General features: G+C 66.6%; 18 protein-coding genes and 1 pseudogene. 7 read left to right on the top strand and 12 right to left on the bottom strand.

The annotated features are described in order from the left end of the window. Nucleotides 1-213 precede the first annotated feature (213 nt). Complete coding sequence (locus tag AC5Y4D_RS01115) at nt 214-1,062, bottom strand: LLM class F420-dependent oxidoreductase (protein WP_499943061.1); 849 nt, start codon at nt 1,060-1,062, stop codon at nt 214-216. A 39-nt stretch (nt 1,063-1,101) separates the two neighbouring features. Here AC5Y4D_RS01115 and AC5Y4D_RS01110 point away from each other — a divergent pair, with 39 nt between their 5' ends. Together AC5Y4D_RS01110 and AC5Y4D_RS01105 are read left to right on the top strand one after the other, a co-directional pair. Next, complete coding sequence (locus tag AC5Y4D_RS01110; protein ID WP_499943062.1) at nt 1,102-1,527, top strand: hypothetical protein; 426 nt, start codon at nt 1,102-1,104, stop codon at nt 1,525-1,527. Then, entirely contained in the window at nt 1,527-2,537 is a 1,011-nt protein-coding gene (locus AC5Y4D_RS01105; protein WP_499943063.1) for a PHP domain-containing protein, read from the top strand. The genes AC5Y4D_RS01110 and AC5Y4D_RS01105 overlap by 1 nt, the downstream gene beginning before the upstream one ends. Here AC5Y4D_RS01105 and dinB read toward each other — a convergent pair. Then, a complete protein-coding gene (gene dinB / locus AC5Y4D_RS01100) occupies nt 2,534-3,733 on the bottom strand; it encodes a DNA polymerase IV (RefSeq protein WP_499990880.1) in 1,200 nt (399 codons plus the stop codon). The two genes, AC5Y4D_RS01105 and dinB, sit on opposite strands and share 4 nt — an antisense overlap. 119 nt (nt 3,734-3,852) lie before the next feature. Between dinB and AC5Y4D_RS01095 the strand changes: the two are divergent. From AC5Y4D_RS01095 to AC5Y4D_RS01085, 3 genes and pseudogenes are all read left to right on the top strand, one after another. Then, nucleotides 3,853-3,951 (top strand): annotated as a pseudogene (locus AC5Y4D_RS01095) (DUF2510 domain-containing protein); the annotation flags it as partial. Between the two features lie 108 nt (nt 3,952-4,059). Then, complete coding sequence (locus AC5Y4D_RS01090) at nt 4,060-4,602, top strand: hypothetical protein (RefSeq protein WP_499943176.1); 543 nt, start codon at nt 4,060-4,062, stop codon at nt 4,600-4,602. Between the two features lie 50 nt (nt 4,603-4,652). Further along, entirely contained in the window at nt 4,653-6,122 is a 1,470-nt protein-coding gene (locus tag AC5Y4D_RS01085; RefSeq protein ID WP_499943065.1) for a flavin-containing monooxygenase, read from the top strand. Nucleotides 6,123-6,132: 10 nt separating this feature from the next. On the opposite strand, the gene rraA is transcribed toward AC5Y4D_RS01085, so the two are convergent. The 8 genes from rraA to AC5Y4D_RS01045 all read right to left on the bottom strand — a co-directional run bounded on the left by rraA (nt 6,133) and on the right by AC5Y4D_RS01045 (nt 10,677). After that, complete coding sequence (gene rraA / locus AC5Y4D_RS01080) at nt 6,133-6,618, bottom strand: ribonuclease E activity regulator RraA (RefSeq protein WP_499943066.1); 486 nt, start codon at nt 6,616-6,618, stop codon at nt 6,133-6,135. An 8-nt stretch (nt 6,619-6,626) separates the two neighbouring features. Continuing rightward, nucleotides 6,627-7,088, bottom strand: a complete 462-nt coding sequence (locus AC5Y4D_RS01075; protein ID WP_499943067.1) for an Rv3852 family protein — start codon at nt 7,086-7,088, stop codon at nt 6,627-6,629. Between the two features lie 80 nt (nt 7,089-7,168). Further along, nucleotides 7,169-7,345 carry a hypothetical protein gene (locus AC5Y4D_RS01070; RefSeq protein WP_499943068.1) on the bottom strand — a complete coding sequence of 59 codons (177 nt, stop codon included), beginning with the start codon at nt 7,343-7,345 and terminating at the stop codon, nt 7,169-7,171. Between the two features lie 7 nt (nt 7,346-7,352). Continuing rightward, nucleotides 7,353-8,009, bottom strand: a complete 657-nt coding sequence (locus tag AC5Y4D_RS01065) for a DUF6474 family protein (protein ID WP_499943069.1) — start codon at nt 8,007-8,009, stop codon at nt 7,353-7,355. A gap of 99 nt (nt 8,010-8,108) precedes the next feature. Then, nucleotides 8,109-8,507 carry a transcriptional regulator gene (locus AC5Y4D_RS01060; RefSeq protein WP_499943070.1) on the bottom strand — a complete coding sequence of 133 codons (399 nt, stop codon included), beginning with the start codon at nt 8,505-8,507 and terminating at the stop codon, nt 8,109-8,111. Nucleotides 8,508-9,068: 561 nt separating this feature from the next. Beyond that, nucleotides 9,069-9,602, bottom strand: coding sequence for a peptidase (locus AC5Y4D_RS01055; protein ID WP_499943071.1), 534 nt, complete (start codon nt 9,600-9,602; stop codon nt 9,069-9,071). 171 nt (nt 9,603-9,773) lie between these two features. After that, a complete protein-coding gene (locus tag AC5Y4D_RS01050; protein WP_499990888.1) occupies nt 9,774-10,397 on the bottom strand; it encodes a superoxide dismutase in 624 nt (207 codons plus the stop codon). Between the two features lie 127 nt (nt 10,398-10,524). Next, nucleotides 10,525-10,677: a hypothetical protein gene (locus tag AC5Y4D_RS01045; protein ID WP_499943073.1), complete on the bottom strand. Its 153-nt coding sequence runs from the start codon at nt 10,675-10,677 to the stop codon at nt 10,525-10,527. 423 nt (nt 10,678-11,100) lie between these two features. Here AC5Y4D_RS01045 and AC5Y4D_RS01040 point away from each other — a divergent pair, with 423 nt between their 5' ends. Together AC5Y4D_RS01040 and AC5Y4D_RS01035 are read left to right on the top strand one after the other, a co-directional pair. Next, complete coding sequence (locus tag AC5Y4D_RS01040; protein WP_499943074.1) at nt 11,101-12,135, top strand: DUF4328 domain-containing protein; 1,035 nt, start codon at nt 11,101-11,103, stop codon at nt 12,133-12,135. A 4-nt stretch (nt 12,136-12,139) separates the two neighbouring features. Next, complete coding sequence (locus tag AC5Y4D_RS01035) at nt 12,140-12,958, top strand: glycerophosphodiester phosphodiesterase (RefSeq protein ID WP_499943075.1); 819 nt, start codon at nt 12,140-12,142, stop codon at nt 12,956-12,958. On the opposite strand, the gene AC5Y4D_RS01030 is transcribed toward AC5Y4D_RS01035, so the two are convergent. Both AC5Y4D_RS01030 and AC5Y4D_RS01025 read right to left on the bottom strand, forming a co-directional pair. Beyond that, nucleotides 12,955-13,509 carry a ferritin gene (locus AC5Y4D_RS01030; protein ID WP_499943076.1) on the bottom strand — a complete coding sequence of 185 codons (555 nt, stop codon included), beginning with the start codon at nt 13,507-13,509 and terminating at the stop codon, nt 12,955-12,957. The two genes, AC5Y4D_RS01035 and AC5Y4D_RS01030, sit on opposite strands and share 4 nt — an antisense overlap. A 142-nt stretch (nt 13,510-13,651) precedes the next feature. Continuing rightward, nucleotides 13,652-14,788, bottom strand: coding sequence for an LCP family protein (locus AC5Y4D_RS01025; RefSeq protein WP_499943077.1), 1,137 nt, complete (start codon nt 14,786-14,788; stop codon nt 13,652-13,654). Nucleotides 14,789-14,833: the final 45 nt, after the last annotated feature.

The following is a 14,833-nucleotide window of genomic DNA, read 5'->3' as shown; positions in this document are numbered from 1 at the left end:
ACATTTCGGGTCGCCCAGAGTCCCAGTTGCGTTAACCCGATCGCAGGAGTGGTTACTGTGTATATGAACCCCGTTCCCAGGTCAAAGGTGGGCCGGATCGCCTGGTCGCTGTTTCGGCACCCCGTGAAGAGCCGTGAGTTTCCCGCCCGCAACGAGCGACTGGTGACGGCCGAAGATCTACTACGGTTCGCTGTCTAGCGACCACTTGTTTGCTCAGTCGGCAAGTCCCGAGTCCCGAATCGCCTCGGCCAGCGGCGCGATGACGGCGCGGTCGTGCGGCGGCGCGATGTAGACGATGCCCAGGTCCAGTCCTTCGGCCCCGAGCGCGGCCGCCGTGTCGAGTAGTTGTCCATAGTCACGGTCGGGACCCAGACCCAGGTGCGCCGACATCGTGATCTCCTTCGGGTCGCGACCGATGTCGGCGCAGCGGGCGGCGAGCACGTCGCGTTTGCGGGCGAACTCCTCCGGTGTGCCGCCGGCGAAATTCCAGTGCTGCGCATAACGCGCGGTGATCGGCAGCGTGCGCTTCTCGCCGCTACCGCCGATCGCGATGGGCGGATGCGGCCGCTGCGGGCCCTTGGGTTCGTTGCGCGCGTTCTCGAGTTGGTAGAACTTGCCGTGGAAATTCGTCGTCTCCTGGCTGAGCAGGCTGACCAGTACCTGACAGGCTTCTTCGAACCGATCGAAACGCTCCTTGACGGTGCCCAACTCGATGCCGTACGCCCCGGACTCCTCCTCGTTCCAGCCGGCGCCGATGCCCAGCTCGAGCCGGCCGCCGGAGATGATGTCGAGGGTGGCGGCCATGTTGGCCAGCACGGCGGGGTGACGGTAGTGGATGCCGGTGACCAGGGTGCCGAGGCGGAGGCGCTTGGTGGCTTGAGCCAGCGCGGTCAACGTGGTCCAGCCTTCCAGGCAGGGCCCGGTGGAGTCGGAGAAGATCGGGTAGAAATGGTCGAAGGTCCAGCCGGACTCGAAGACGTCGATCTCGTCGGCGGCCTGCCAGACGCCCAGCATGTCGGACCAGGTGGTGTTCTGCGGTGAGGTCTTGAACGCGAATCGCATGAACCCGACGGTAGTCGCGCAATTAGACTGGGCCGAACGATGACTCTTGGACTAGACACCAAACTCACGCTGCTGGCGGCCGGCCTGATCTTTCTGCTCGCGCTCGGTCTCGGGGTGTGGAAATACCGCCAGATCATGGTCTCCGACGACCACCGCGCACACCCCTACGTCGACATCGCACACCGCGCGGCGCTGCTGTACTCCTTCGCCACGCTGCTGTTCGCGCCGTTCGTCGAGCTCAGCGCCTGGCCCACCTGGGTGAACCTGGTCGCGACGATGGTGGCGGTGTTCTTCTTCGTGGCCGCCATCGGCAGCTACATCCTGCACGGAGCCAAGCGCGACACCGAGAACCAGTTCGACCCGCCGGCCCCCGGAACGCGTCTGGTCATGACGCTGCTCATCCTCGGTGAGATGGGCGGCTTCGCCGTCGTCCTGGCCGGATTCGTCGTCGAGCAGTTGCTCTGATGGACCCGGTCGCCGCGCTGCGACAGATCGCGTACTACAAGGACCGCAGCCGTCAGGATTCCCGACGGGTGATGGCCTACCGCAATGCCGCCGACATCCTGGAGAAGCTCGACGAAGCGGCGATGGAGCGACACGGCCAGGCCGACAGCTGGCAGTCGATCCCGGGCATCGGACCCAAGACGGCGAAGGTCATCGCACAGGCCTGGGCCGGTCGCGAACCCGACCAACTGGTCGAATTGCGTTCCAGCGCTGAAGATCTCGGCGGCGGCGAAATCCGGGCCGCGCTGCGCGGGGACCTGCACCTGCATTCGAACTGGTCGGACGGGTCCGCGCCGATCGACGAGATGATGGCCGCCGCCGCGGCGCTGGGCCACGAATACTGCGCGCTGACCGATCATTCGCCGCGGTTGACCATCGCCAACGGCCTGTCTCCGGATCGGTTGCGCAAGCAGCTGGACGTGATCGACGGGCTGCGGGATCAATTCGCGCCGATGCGGATCCTGACCGGCATCGAGGTCGACATCCTCGACGACGGCAGCCTGGACCAGGAGACCGAACTGCTGGACCGGCTCGACGTCGTGGTGGCAAGCGTGCACTCGAAGCTGGCGATGGAGCCCGCGGCGATGACCCGGCGGATGGTCAACGCGGTGAGCAACCCCCACACCGACGTGCTGGGCCACTGCACCGGCCGGCTGGTCACCGGCGGTCGCGGGATGCGCCCGGAGTCGAAGTTCGACGCCGAGAAGGTGTTCACCGCCTGCCGTGACCACGGCACCGCCGTCGAGATCAACTCTCGCCCCGAGCGCCGCGACCCGCCCACCCGGCTGCTCAACCTGGCCCGAGACATCGGCTGCGTGTTCAGCATCGACACCGACGCCCACGCGCCCGGCCAGCTGGACTTCCTGGGCTATGGCGCGCAGCGCGCGCTGGACGCGGAAATCCCGGCGGAACGCATCGTCAACACCTGGCCGGTCGAGCGGCTGTTGGACTGGGCACAATCAGCCTCCTAATCCGGTAGGTGCGGCATCTCCAGGCCGGGATCCCGGCCGACCAGCACCGCACGGGTCAGCGCCGACTTGCCGTAACGGCGGTGAATCGCGTCGACGGCGGCATCCACTGCCGGCGATTCCCCGTCGAACGGCAGCGTGAGCTGCTGCGCGCCGCTGCGGTCGATCCCGGATACCGCGAACCCCACCAGCGTCAGACCCCGCTCGGCGATCAGCGGCGCGGCGGCGGCGACCAGGCGCCGGGCGGTGGCCAGGATGGGCTGCGTCGAGGCGGTGGCCCACGGCATGGTCTGCGATCGCGTGGCGCGGCTGAAGTCCTCGAACCGCAGCCGCAGCACCACCGTGCGTCCGGTACGTCCCGCGGCGCGCATCCGGCCGGTGATCCGGTCGATCAGGTTGACCACCACGGCGTCGACCTCGGCAGGTGACATGGCGGTACCTGCCCGGCCCAGCGCTCGCTGGGCACCCACCGACCGGCGGCGGACCCCGGTGATCACCCGGCGGCGGTCGATGTTCCGGGACAGCGCGTAGAGCTGGTGCCCCATCCCGGGACCCAACATCGAGGCCAGCATCGATTCGCTGAGCTCGGCGACCTGCCCGACCGTCGTGATGCCGTGGGCCTGCAGCTTGTCGGCGGTGACCGCGCCCACCCCCCACAGCCGGCGCACCGGCAGCGGGTGCAAGAAGCCCAGCTCTCGATCGGGCGGCACCAGCAACAGTCCGTCCGGCTTGGCTTCCTGGCTCGCGACCTTGGCCAGGAACTTGGTCCGCGCGATCCCGACGGTGATGGGTAGCCCGACCCGCTCGCGCACCTCGGAGCGCAACCGCGCCGCGATCCGCACCGGCGGACCACGCAGTCGGTGCAACCCCCCGACGTCGAGAAACGCCTCGTCCACCGATAGGGGTTCCACGACCGGCGTGCAGTCGCGGAACACCTCGAACACATCGTCGCTGGCCTTGGAGTAGGCATGCATCCGCGGCGGGACGACCACCGCGTCCGGACACAGCCGGCGCGCCTGAGCCCCGCCCATCGCGGTGCGCACCCCGTAAGCCTTGGCCTCGTAACTGGCGGCCAGCACCACACCGCCACCGACGATCACCGGACGACCCCGCAGCGCCGGATCGTCGCGCTGCTCGACGGAGGCATAGAACGAGTCCAGATCCGCATGCAGGATGGACGCCTCGACTCGCACGAACATATGTTCGCATGGGGATCCGACAAGTCTTGGTGCCCGCGTCGCGAACGCCCTTCCGTAGCGCCTCGTCGTGAAGTAAGTCTTTGATACGAACACGCTCAGACACTTCGTGGGGGGTTGCGATGTCAGCACCGACGCCTGGTTGGTACGCCGACCCCGAGCGCCGCGGTAGCGAAAGATGGTGGGATGGCCGGCGTTGGACGGAGCACCACCGATCGAGCGTCTCCACCCCCGAACAACGCCCGCAAGCTAGCGGCGTGCCGCACCACCCTTCGTCGCACAGTACGACGACGGCGACAGATGTTGTGATCAAGCCGAAATTTCCCGCATTGCTCATCTTGATCCCGATTGTCGCCGTCGTCGCTCTTGCGAGGATGGCGTTCGCCCACGTGTATGCGGCGTTGGCCGTGGTGACGCCAGTATTTGTCGCGCTGCTCGTGATGCTGTTCATGTATGCGCTGCGTCCCCGGCTGGCCCGCCGCGGTGAAACCCTTGTCTATTCGGATTGGCTGGGCCGAAGGCATGCGGTGCGGCTCGGCGACATCTACTCGGCGGCCCTGGTGCACGTGCCCGACATCGGCCGCTACGTGATATGGCGGCTGATACTCGGCCGTCGTGACGGTGCGCCGCTGGAGATCACCCTCGGTGAGTTGTATTGGGACATCGACGAGATTGCCCGGTTTCTGGCGGCCTCAGGGATCAGGCTGGCGCTTTACGGGCCTGCCGCCCGGCAACAGGTCAGGGACACGATCCCCGGTGCCTATTCGAAATGGCCGGACCGCCATCCGGTGCAGAAGAATGTGCTTGCGTTCGTCGGCGGACTGGTACTTTTCGTTGTCATTGTCGGCTTGCTGTTCTTGCTGACCAGCTGATCGCAATTCCTCGGGATCGCGGGGGGACCACGGCGGGTAGCGTGACGACTATGACTGAGCACCTCGACGTCGTCATCGTCGGCGCCGGCATCTCGGGAGTGAGTGCCGCCTGGCACCTGCAGGACCGCTGCCCGACGAAGAGTTACGCCATTCTGGAGCGCCGGCCGCAGATGGGCGGTACCTGGGACCTGTTCCGCTATCCCGGGATTCGTTCCGACTCCGACATGTACACGCTGGGCTTCCGGTTCCGGCCCTGGACCGAACGTCAGGCGATCGCCGACGGCAAGCCGATCCTCGAATACGTCAAGAGCACCGCGGCCATGTACGGCATCGACAAGCACATCCGGTTCAATCAGCGGGTGGTCGGCGCCGACTGGTCGTCTGCGGAGAACCACTGGACGATCCAGGTCGAGAGCAACGGCGCGACGAGCACGCTCACCTGTTCGTTTCTGTTCCTGTGCAGCGGCTACTACAACTACGACGAAGGCTTCACGCCGAAGTTCGTCGGATCCGAAGACTTCACCGGGCCCATCATCCACCCGCAGCACTGGCCACCGGACCTGGACTACCAGGACAAGAACGTGGTGGTGATCGGCAGCGGCGCCACCTCCGTCACTCTCGTTCCGGCACTGGCGAATTCGGGAGCCAAGCACGTCACGATGCTGCAGCGCTCGCCCACCTACATCGTGTCGCAGCCCGAGGAGGACGCCATCGCCGACCGGCTCAACCGCGTCCTGCCCGAGAAGGCGGCCTATACCGCCATCCGGTGGAAAAATGTTGCCCAACAACGGATCATGTACGCCGCCTGCCAGAAGTGGCCACGACGTATGCGCAAGATGTTGATGGGCTTCGCGCAGCGTCAGCTGCCGGAGGGCTATGACGTGCGCAAGCACTTCGGTCCGCATTACAACCCGTGGGACCAGCGGCTGTGCCTGGTGCCCAACGGGGACCTGTTCCGCGCCATCAGACACGGAAAAGTCGACGTGGTCACCGACACCATCGAACGGTTCACCCCGACCGGCATCCGGCTCAACTCGGGTCAAGAACTCCAGGCCGACATCATCATCACCGCAACGGGTTTGAACCTGCAACTGTTCGGGGGCGCCACCACTACCATCGACGGACAGTCCGTCGACCTGACCAGGACGATGGCTTACAAGGGCATGATGCTGTCGGGCATCCCGAACATGGCGTACACCGTCGGTTACACCAACGCATCCTGGACGCTGAAGGCCGACCTGGTTTCGGAGTTCGTGTGCCGATTGCTGAATCACATGGACGCCAACGGATTCGACACCGTTGTGGTCGACGAGCCGGCAGCCGACGTCGAAGAGCGGCCGTTCATGGAGTTCACCCCGGGGTACGTGCTGCGCTCCCTGGACGAGCTGCCCAAGCAGGGCTCGCGAACCCCGTGGCGGCTCAACCAGAATTACCTGCGCGACATCCACCTGATCCGGCGAGGCAAGGTCGACGCCGAAGGTCTGCGGTTCGCCAAAAAGCCTGCCGCCGTAGCGGTTTAGCCCGTCAGAGTCAGTCTGCTGCGGCGATGACGACGATGCCGTCGTCGTCGCTGTAGGCCACATGGCCCGGCACGAAAGTCACACCGCCCAGCGCCACTTCGACGTCGCGTTCACCGGCGCCGGTCTTGGTGCTCTTACGCGGATTGGTGCCCAATGCCTTGATGCCGATGTCGAGGCCGCGCAACGCGGCGGCATCGCGCACCGCTCCGTTGACGACCAGGCCCGCCCAGTCGTTGGAACGGGCCAACTCGGCGATGAGATCACCGACCAACGCGGTGTGCAGCGAGCCGGCGCCATCGATCACCAGGACCCCGCCCGAGCCGGGCTGTGAGAGCACCGATTTGAGCAGCGCATTGTCCTGGAAACAGCGCACCGTACTGATCGGACCGGCGAACTCGGCACGGCCGCCGAACTGACGGAACTGCAGGTCACAGCTGCGCACGTCGGGACCGATGTCGTCGACCAGGTCGGCGGTCGGTCGAAAGGATATGGGCACCGCGTCGCTCAACGGCGGCGCAACTGCCGGACCAGCAGCAGCGCCAGCAGGCTCAGGACGATCGCCACCGCCACCGGGACGGGAGACTGCAGCGTGGACGGAACGGGCTGCTCGGCCGGCAGCGGGTTCTTAGCCTGTTCCACGGTCGACTTGGCTTGCGCGGCCGCATCTTTGGCTGCAGCCAACTGCCCGTTGGTCTCGGCGCGCTGGGGCGGTAACTCCGCGGGCTTATCGGCCGCTGCCTCGACCGGCTTCGGAGCCGGTTCGGCCACCACCGGGGGTACCTTCTTGGCCGGAGCTTTCTTGGCGGGCGCCTTTTTCGCCGTCGCCTTCTTGGCGGGGGCTTTGGCGGCCTCGCCCGGGACCTTCTTGGCCGGCACTTTTTTGGCCGGTGCCTTCTTGGCCGGGGCTTTCTGGGCCGGCGGGTTGGCGTCGGATTCGCCCTCGGGTCGATCCTGCGGGTCTGCCATGCGGCCGCTCCTTTGTGGCTACTTCGTCGCTCGGGTCGCTCAACACTCGGGTCCCATCATGCCAGCCGGGTCCGGTTCGGCTACGGTCTGCGCCGCACCTGCCAGATGGCCGCGACACCGACGGCGACGACGGTCCCGAGCACGAACGGCCAGACCGGCATGTCCGCGCCGGGGTCCTGCGGGGTGGCCGAGGTCGCGGCGGTCACCGCCAAGACGGCGCACAGCAACGCAAGCGCGACGAACACCTTCGACGGCACGAGCGCGTCAGCCCAACCCGAGACGCGCCAGCAGGTCGGCCTCGATGCCGTCGAGTTGCGACGAGATGGCGGCGTGGGCGGTCCGGCGCCGCGCCGTCGGCATGTTCTCCGCCGCGGTTACGGCGGCGGACAAGTCGGCGAGCCGTTCTGTGATGGCGGCCACGAACTGTTTGGTCTCGGCGTCCTTGGGCTTCTTGTCCTGCACGCTGCGCAGCGACTGCTCGGCCCCCGCGATCCGCGCCGAAAGCCGGGCACCGGGACCGGAGAACTGTCCGATCTGGGCCAGTGGAATTCCCAACCGGTCGGCTCGGCGCTGGTCGATCAATCCGCGGGCGGTGATGGCCGCGCGGTAGACCAACGGGGTCAGGATCGGGGCCAGCAGGCGGGAAACGGTCAGCACCCGACGGACTCGGGTGGGAGAGAACAACTTGCCTTCGCGCACCGCCTTGAGCTCGGTCTCGGCGATCTTCAGCGCGGCCCGGTCGCTGTCCTTCTGCGCCCTGAGCTGCGCCTTGAACGCCTTGTCGGCGGCCTTCTGGGCGGACTTGATGCGCCGTCGTTCGTTTTTCGCGGCGAGCCGAGCCTCCAGCTTGGCGCGGGCCTTGATCGCGCGGGCTTCGGCGCGACGTGTCGCGCGGCTCTTTCGCTTGCCGAACAGCCCCATACCCTTCCCGCCTCCCGATATCTCGTGGCTCAGCGTGCGCACACGCGAGCACTGGGCCAACCCTAATCTGGGCAGGCCGTCGGCGGTCCGCCAGGTCAGTTAGGAGTCGATACCCTCGGCGCGGCGCAGCTCGTCGATCCGGTCCAGCACCTTCTGCTGTGCCTCCAACGGCAATGCGTGCGCCCGAACGGCGATACGGCGTACCGCGTCGTCACGCACCATGGCGTAGAACTGCAACTCGGTGTCGAGCTTCTCGTAGTAGTCGTCGTCGGTGAAGTAAGCCGGCTTGATCCGAAAGAAGTTGGCGAGGGCGGTCATGGTCGCAGACGACGGGTTCGTGCGGTTGCCGGAACGTAGCTGCGAGAGGTAGGGAGCCGACATCGTGATGCCCTCCGCCTTGAGCGCGGCGATCACCTCCGCCGACGTGTGCGGACCCCTCCCGGGTGGATACACCGTGTCGAACAGGCGGTTCAGGCGGGCAGCGAACGTCGTGCTCATCGATATGACCTCCACCGGGGCTAATCAGACCAATCGGTACCTCTAGGTATTTGCTGATCATGGTAGCGACGTTGTCGTCCACAAACCAAGTGCAAACCCGGAGGTATTGGGTACCCGCGTTTCGGGCAATCGCGCGAGACACCCCCGACGAGCATCCGAACGAATCGGCTCGGTGTCCACAAAATGACCGGATTCACAGGTTATCCGCAGAATACACCTCCCGCGCGGACCCGGTGATTCGCGGTCCACAAGCTCGATGAGCGAAGCGACTAGCCCGGATCCGACGCGAACGCCCGACTCTGGGCAACCAGGGCAAGACGCCGATGCCGCAATCGGCTACTTTGCTGTCTGACCCCGCGAAGTCCACCGGACCCGACCTGCGGCGCCGCCGGGAGGCCGTCGGGACGACCGCGCCGCGACCGCCGGCACGGCTTCGGGCGATGCGCAGCCGTCGAGTTCCCGCCCGAGCGACAACCGGTGTCGGCCACGCCGCTGCCGAGACGAAGCGACCGTGTGGCGGGACTACCGAAAAGTTTGCGCCGTAGCGAACGCCATCGTGCCCTATGCGGCGAGCAGCATCGCCAGGATCGCGGTATCGGGGTGGCTGATCGGGTCGACACCGACCCGGCTCACCATCGACGTGATGGTGCCATCGGCCTCCGCCTCCACCCAGGCTGCCCGGTGCTCCAAGCCCAGATAGGGCAACCCGGGCAGCAGGACACAACCCGACGCCGCACCCGTGCACTCCGGCAACGACGGCATCGTTTCCGACGGCGGGTGCAACATCAGCAGCGCCGGAGGTTGGTGCTCCGCGAAATAACCCGGCTGGATAGCCTTTTCCCCGAACACCGTGCCCTCGGCCAGTACCAGGCCGACGGTGCCTGGTTCGGGTTCGTCGGGCAATTCTTCGCGGGCCCCGAATACGGTTGTGGTGGAAAGCAACCCGGGCAACGACGCGACCCGCACCGCCACCATCAACAGTTGGGCCCACTCTTTGGTGGAATCTGGCCAACGTCCAGAGATGACAAACCCTTTCAGGGCACCGCGGGAATGAAAGGGAGCAACGCCGATAGGTCCACCGGATTCAGCATCCATCTCGCCTCCGAATCGCGTCCATCCGAAGTAACCACGCTGGCAATGCTCAACTAAATGTAGCCCGAGTAACTAAGAATGCGCGGGCTTTTTGTGCCGTGCAACTCGACACGTCGCCGACAGAGGACAAGGGCGCCGCGCAATTCGCGCGACGCCCCAGTCCGAAACAAGCAATCAGGGGAAGATCAACCCCGAACTCTTCGAAGTCGCCGCCGCGTACCGGTCCTGCACGTCAGCCCAGTTGACGACGTTCCAGAACGCTTTGACGTAGTCGGCCTTGACGTTCTTGTACTGCAGGTAGAACGCGTGCTCCCACATGTCGACCTGCAGCAGCGGGATGATGCCGAGCGGCACGTTGGCCTGCTGGTCGTAGAGCTGGAAGGTCAGCAGACGTCCGCCCAGGGTGTCGTATCCCAGCACCGCCCAACCGGATCCCTGCAGGCCGTTGGCCGCGGCGCTGAACTGCGCGCGGAACTTGTCGAAGGACCCGAACTGATCGTCGATTGCCGCGGCGAGGTCACCGGTCGGCTTGTCGCCGCCGTTCGGCGACAGGTTCTTCCACCAGATGCTGTGGTTGACGTGGCCACCCAAGTGGAAGGCCAGGTTCTTCTCGTTCAGGAAGATCGCCGCGTGGTCGTCCTTGGCGCGGGCCTCTTCGAGCTTGGCGACCGCGTCATTGACACCCTTGACGTAGGTGGCGTGATGCTTACTGTGGTGGATCTCGTTGATCTGACCGGAGATGTGTGGTTCCAGCGCTGCGTAGTCCCAGTCCAAGTCGGGCAGGGTGTATTCAGCCACGGCGTTCCTTCCTTCGATGAGCCGATCATCTGACGTGTCGTTCGCAGGATTCCGCCGCACGGCGGCCTCACCTATTCAACCCTGCTCTAAGACCGCCTAGGCCGCAAGGACGACCCGGTAACCGGATTCAGGACAGCGCGATGAGTGCCAGCACGGCCAACAGCGCCAGCGCGATCAGACCGGCGCGCAGCCCCGCGACGACATACGCGTGGCTCCAGGCGGCCGATCCGTTATAGGAGTTCGACGGGGTCGAGCCCGGGCCGAACGAGTGTGTGGCCATCAGACCCCCTCCACCTGCACGTTCACTCCAGCCCCCAGATGGTCCTCGATACCCGCGAGTGAGGTGAGTCACATCCGAGGTTGTGTTCGCGATCATAACGCCTGGCGCGCAGCGTGGAAAACCAGGCGGCTTCGGCACCCGAAATCGGGTCGTTGCCGCCGGTTTCGATCGGCCCGAAACGGGGTACGCAGCTTTGTTAGCGCTGCAATGCATTTCGCTCGGGGTGCGCTCTGGGCTGTCGATGGCGCGCTTTGTTACCGCAATGTTATCCACAGTCGCCGCCCGATCGGGCCGATAGAGGCTGTCTCCGCCACTCACCACTGGTGTGGATAAACCTGTGGAAATTGTGGATAGGTATTGGTAGCTGTGGTCTACGTCACGTGCCGGGGCGTCCGGGTGTTCCACCGCGGTTAGTCTGGTGCGGTGATTCAGGTGTGCTCCCAGTGCGGCACTCGGTGGAATGTGCGCGACAGGCAGCGCATGTGGTGCCCGCGCTGCCGAGGCGCGCTGATGGCACCGCTTCCCGACACGTCACCACCAGCAAGTTCCCAGTGGGGCGCACCACGGCCGCCCGCCGCTCCCGTCGCTCCGCGCGTGGCGCCCCGCCTCCCGCCGGGATTCCGCTGGATAGCGGTCCGTCCTGGTGCCGCACCGCCGATTCGCCGCGGCCGACGACCGCTCGGCCCGACCCCCCGCTACGCCGCGATACCTCGGTGGGGCCTGGTGGACCGGGTGCCCGAACTGGCTCCCGCATCAGCGGACGCGCCCGCGAAGACAGGGCCCACCCCCGAGTTGGTGCGTGCCCTGATGTTCGCCACTCAGCTGGTGCTGGCCGCCGCGGCGCTGATGTACGCGGTGCGCTACGGACTGCTGATGTACAACCGAGACGCGCTGCTGAACTCGCTGCTGGCCGGCGCGGCGGATTGGCTGGGTATCGCCGCCAGCGTGGCCGTCCTGGCGGCGATGCTGGGCTGCTTCGTGGTGCTGGTCAAGTGGCTGATCGCGCGGCGCGCGGCCGCTTTCACCCATCACGGGATACCCGAGCATCGTCCGCCCCGGCGATTGTGGGCTGGATGCCTGCTGCCGTTCGCCAACCTGGTGATGGCACCCGTGTACGTCATCGAACTCGCTCTGGTCGAGGACACTTACGAGCGGCTGCGCAAGCCGATCACCATCTGGTGGCTCGCCTGGGTCGTCAGCTATGCGGTGTCGCTGTTCGCGATCGCAACCTCCCTGGCCAGCGACGCGCAGGGCATCGCGAACAACAACCTCATGGTGGTGCTCGGGTACCTGGTGGCGGCGGTCACCGTCGGTGCGGTCGCGCGGGTCTTCGAAGGTTTCGAGCGCAAGCCGGTCGAGCGGCCCGCCCACCGCTGGCTCGTCGTCGAGCCGGATCAGCCGAACAGGTCCGTGCCTGCCGCTGCGGTTGAGCCGGAGGGACAGGAACCGGCAGCATAGGCATATGACGCGGGCGGACGAGGTCCTCGCCGGGCACCCCTTCGTGGTGGCCCACCGCGGTGCGTCGTTCGTCCGTCCCGAGCACACGCTGGCCGCCTACGACCAAGCTCTCAAACAGGGTGCTGACGGGGTCGAATGCGACGTGCGGTTGACCCGCGACGGCCACCTGGTCTGTGTGCACGACCGCCGGCTGGATCGCACCTCCTCCGGAGAGGGGCCGGTCAGCACCGCGACGTTGGCCGAGTTGCGTGAGCTGGACTACGGCTCCTGGCACGACAGCTGGCGCCCGGACGGCGCGCACGGGGACACCAGCCTGCTGACGCTGGACGCCCTGGTCGCATTGGTGCTGGATTGGAACCGTCCGGTCAAGATCTTCATCGAGACCAAGCATCCGGTGCGCTACGGCTCGTTGGTGGAGAACAAGCTGCTGGCGTTGCTGCACCGCTTCGGCATCGCCGCGCCGCCGTCCGCGGACCGGTCCCGGGCGGTCGTCATGTCCTTCTCGGCCGCCGCGGTGTGGCGGATCCGGCGTGCCGCGCCGATGCTTCCGACCGTGCTGCTCGGTAAGACCGGTCGCTACTTGAGCAGCAGCGCCGCCACCGCCGTGGGCGCGACCGCGGTGGGACCCTCGCTTGCCGCGTTGCGCGACTATCCGCAACTGGTCGACCGATCCGCCGCTCAGGGCCGGTCGGTGTACTGCTGGACGGTCGACGAACACGCCGACGTCGATTTCTGCCGGGAGGTAGGGGTGGCCTGGATCGCCACCAACCACCCCGGCCGCACCAAGGCGTGGTTGGAGGACACGAACGAGAAGAGCGGCTAGCCGCTCGCCAGGTGACCGCCTGCGGCGTGCGGCGCATCCGGCCCCGCCGGCGCCTTGGACACCTCGCGGGCGACGAAGGTCTCGAGTTCGAAGAGGTTGGCTCCGGCCCGGTCGGCGACCCGCACCAGCGTGGACATCAGCGCCACCTCTTCGATCTGTTCCTTCAGGAACCACTGCATGAACTGCTCGCCCAGGTGATCGCCCTCGTCGCGCGCCGCCGCAGTCAACCGGCTGACCTGGTCGGTGACGGCACGTTCCTGATCGAGGGCCAGCGCCAGCGCCTCACGGGGCCGGTCGAACTGGTTGCGCACGGCATCCACCCGCGGGATCTCCACCCGCAGGTCGCGATCGAGCAGATGCTGGACGAGCATCATCGCGTGATTCCGTTCCTCGACCGCCTGCGCGTAAAAGTGCTTCGCCAATTGCGGGAGGTCTTCGCTGTCGAAATAGACCGCAATTGCGACGTATTGCTGCGCGGCGGTGAATTCGTTGAAAATCTGCTCCTGCATTAATGCGTGGAATTTGGTCCTGGGACCGTCATAATCCGTCATGTAAAGCAGGTTAGTCCAGCTAGAAGGCCACCGGCAACGAAGGATGTGCTTAGTCAGGAAAGGTCTTCCTAAGCGATTGTCCGCAATTAAGTCATGCTCAGATAGGCGAGCTTTGCCTAATTGATATGCCGAAAAATGTGCGTCAGGGTTGGCTGTCCAGCGCGGCCACCGGCACCGGCGCGTCGGCGGCCAGGGCGTCGAACAAAGCACTCGCCGCGTCGTGATTCCACACCACGACCGCACCGGAGCCGCTGTCGGTGAACTCGCCGATCGGCACGGTCATGGCAGTGGCGCGGCCGTGCAGCGACCAGCCGAGCCGCGCCAGGTCCCACGCGTGGTCGCCGCGGTCCACCGTCAGGGCCCCGGCGGCGGCACGCGGAACCGAATACCAGCGCCACGGATTCAGCCACACCGCTGGGCTGGCTGCGCGCTCCAGCAGCGCCGACATGAACTGCCGCTGGTGGATCATCCTGTCCAGATCCGCCCGCGGCGTAGCCCGGGACCGGACGTAGCCCAGGGCGCTGCGACCGTTGAGCTGCTGGCAACCGGCGGGCAGGTCGAGGCCGGCCAACGGGTCGTGGATCGCCTCGGCGGGGCACACCCGCACGCCGCCCAGCGCGTCGACCAGCACCGCGAATCCGGCGAAGCCGACTTCGGCGTAGTGGTCCAGATGCAGGCCGGTGGCTTGCTCGACCGTCTGCGCCAGCAACGGAGCCCCACCCAGCACGAACGCGGCGTTGATCTTGTCCCGGCCGTGGCCCGGGATGGGCACGTAGGAATCACGCGGGATGGAGACCAGCGTTGCGGGCCCACCGGACCCGAGACCGGACACGTGCACCAGCATGATCGTGTCGGTGCGGCCGGAGCCGACGTCGCCGCCGGTGGCCAGGTCCTGCTGCTGTTCGGCGGACAGGTCCTGACGGCTGTCGGAGCCCACCAGCAGCCAGTTGGTGCCGCGGCCCGGACCCGGTCGGCCGGGATAGTCGGTGAGCACCGTCGCGCGGTGCACCGCCGAGTCGAACCACAAGGTGAGTCCCAGCATGCCGGCGGTGGCCAGCAACACGAGGACCAGCAGACTCAGCGCGAACGTCCGAAGCCGGCGACGTCTGCGGCGCGGGCGTGGTAAGCGAGGAAGCGGGGGAGGGGACGTCGGTGCTGCCGGGCGCGGTGGCATGGGTCCCGGGCTGCTCTGGCGGCGAATCACCTGCGAGGGTTCCGGCGGGGCCGGTCTGGCGGGACCGCGAAAGTGCGGGCGCTGCGGTGATCGATCGCCGTTCACCCGGACAATTTACGCGGCCGGTCTCGCGCCGGGTAGCCGGCTGGG

The organism is Mycobacterium sp. NGS67, assembly GCF_059812185.1.
This window is presented reverse-complemented; position numbering and strand designations above follow the sequence as displayed.

Excerpts from the sequence above, each read along its gene's own strand:
- AC5Y4D_RS01105 (WP_499943063.1), top strand. The coding sequence starts at position 1,527 with ATGGACCCGGTCGCCGCGCTGCGACAGATCGCGTACTACAAGGACCGC.
- AC5Y4D_RS01060 (WP_499943070.1), bottom strand. The coding sequence starts at position 8,507 with ATGAGCACGACGTTCGCTGCCCGCCTGAACCGCCTGTTCGACACGGTG.
- AC5Y4D_RS01115 (WP_499943061.1), bottom strand. The coding sequence starts at position 1,062 with ATGCGATTCGCGTTCAAGACCTCACCGCAGAACACCACCTGGTCCGAC.
- AC5Y4D_RS01055 (WP_499943071.1), bottom strand. The coding sequence starts at position 9,602 with ATGGATGCTGAATCCGGTGGACCTATCGGCGTTGCTCCCTTTCATTCC.
- AC5Y4D_RS01110 (WP_499943062.1), top strand. The coding sequence starts at position 1,102 with ATGACTCTTGGACTAGACACCAAACTCACGCTGCTGGCGGCCGGCCTG.
- AC5Y4D_RS01075 (WP_499943067.1), bottom strand. The coding sequence starts at position 7,088 with ATGGCAGACCCGCAGGATCGACCCGAGGGCGAATCCGACGCCAACCCG.
- AC5Y4D_RS01065 (WP_499943069.1), bottom strand. The coding sequence starts at position 8,009 with ATGGGGCTGTTCGGCAAGCGAAAGAGCCGCGCGACACGTCGCGCCGAA.
- dinB (WP_499990880.1), bottom strand. The coding sequence starts at position 3,733 with ATGTTCGTGCGAGTCGAGGCGTCCATCCTGCATGCGGATCTGGACTCG.
- AC5Y4D_RS01030 (WP_499943076.1), bottom strand. The coding sequence starts at position 13,509 with ATGACGGATTATGACGGTCCCAGGACCAAATTCCACGCATTAATGCAG.
- AC5Y4D_RS01045 (WP_499943073.1), bottom strand. The coding sequence starts at position 10,677 with ATGGCCACACACTCGTTCGGCCCGGGCTCGACCCCGTCGAACTCCTAT.
- AC5Y4D_RS01035 (WP_499943075.1), top strand. The coding sequence starts at position 12,140 with ATGACGCGGGCGGACGAGGTCCTCGCCGGGCACCCCTTCGTGGTGGCC.
- AC5Y4D_RS01085 (WP_499943065.1), top strand. The coding sequence starts at position 4,653 with ATGACTGAGCACCTCGACGTCGTCATCGTCGGCGCCGGCATCTCGGGA.